This window comes from Oscillochloris sp. ZM17-4 (genome assembly GCF_019599295.1).
GTDB lineage: Bacteria > Chloroflexota > Chloroflexia > Chloroflexales > Chloroflexaceae > Oscillochloris.
In genome coordinates this window covers 38221-39495 of record NZ_JAIEWN010000051.1, presented here as the reverse complement: position 1 = coordinate 39495, position 1275 = coordinate 38221, and the positions used below count along the sequence as shown (strand labels likewise).

Annotated in this window: 2 protein-coding genes and 1 tRNA gene; 2 read left to right on the top strand and 1 reads right to left on the bottom strand. The window is 64.4% G+C overall.

All coding sequences use genetic code 11. The features are described from left to right. Together K2Z83_RS24105 and K2Z83_RS24100 are read left to right on the top strand one after the other, a co-directional pair. Positions 1-526: NACHT domain-containing NTPase (locus K2Z83_RS24105; protein WP_370650273.1), on the top strand; the 526-nt coding region annotated here is incomplete at its 5' end. A gap of 90 nt (positions 527-616) precedes the next feature. Further along, positions 617-796: a hypothetical protein gene (locus K2Z83_RS24100; protein WP_220597725.1), complete on the top strand. Its 180-nt coding sequence runs from the start codon at positions 617-619 to the stop codon at positions 794-796. A gap of 143 nt (positions 797-939) precedes the next feature. Here the strand turns inward: K2Z83_RS24100 and K2Z83_RS24095 are convergent. Next, a tRNA-Asn gene (locus K2Z83_RS24095) sits at positions 940-1014 on the bottom strand. Positions 1015-1275: the final 261 nt, after the last annotated feature.

The window sequence follows — 1275 nt, the reverse complement described above, 5'->3', positions numbered from 1 at the left end:
GATCGTGCGCAGCCTGGTCAATCGCTACCCAAACTGTCGCTATGTGCTCCCCTCGCGGCCCAAGGCCTACGAGGGCGACGCCCGACTCAGCCAGGGCTTCCGCGAGTGTACGGTGGACGACCTCTCGGCCGAGAAGCAGCAGCGCTTCATCGCCAACTGGAGCCAGAGCCTGCACCGCCTGCTCGGCTTCCAGGGAGAGGAGGCGACCCGACCGGCGACGCGCTTCAGCGATGATCTGTGGGCGGCGCTGGAGCACAATGACCGCGTGCGCGACCTGGCGACCAACCCGCTGCTGCTGACGATCATCGCGATCATCTGCTACGACTCGCGCAGCCTGCCGGAGAACCGCGCCGAGCTGTACGATGCCTGCGTGACAGTGCTGCTCAAGGGTGGGCGCGGCAAGGATCTCACCGAAGCGGCCCCCGCGCGGCCGACCGTGACGGCCTCTCGCCCGACTACCACCACGATGTTGTTGGGTTTCGGCTTGCCCGGCGCCTTCGGGATCGCTGAGGCGCTGAGGGGGTGAGGCACTGAGGCTCTCTCACCTCTCATCGTCTCAGCCCCCCTCATCGTCTCAGTGCCTCACATCCTCAGTGTCTCAGTGATTCTCGTGACTGTGGAGGAACCTAAGGATCTCGCCGAAGCGGCCCGCCAGGTGCTCGTCTACATCGCGCCGCTGATCGCCGGCGGTGCCCTGGCGAAGATCGGCGAGGACACCGCCGACACGGCGACGGAGCTGCTCGGGCGAATTGGAGATAAGGCGCCTTATCTCCAACTTTCACCGACCGCCCCCTGATGCCAGCGCCATCCGTCGCCGCAAGTCGGCATCTCGCGGGCTCAGATGAGCAAGAGTGAATCGACGAGGTATGCTTTGGGCTCGGGTATACCCAAAACGAGGTGATAAGAACAATGTTCTCATCACCTCGTTTGGGATTCGACTGGCTCCCCGACGTGGATTCGAACCACGAACCCTCTGATTAACAGTCAGATGCTCTACCATTGAGCTATCGGGGATTAGGTTTGACTATCTCGCAACGCGGCGAAGTATAGCATGACTTTATACGTTGTGCAAATCTGCGCGGCCTGCGGGGGTGTGACGAAACGCCTTGCATGCATGCGGGCGGCTGAAGCCGCGCCGGGGGGGCATCTGGCCAACCGCCCGCCTCTGCGGGCGGTTCCGGCGTCGGCGCAGACCGACGCCCGGTGCGCAGCGCCGCTCCGGCGCGACGTCAGCCGCGAGCCGGTGGGGCTTGACCCAGCGCGTATTCGCGCAAA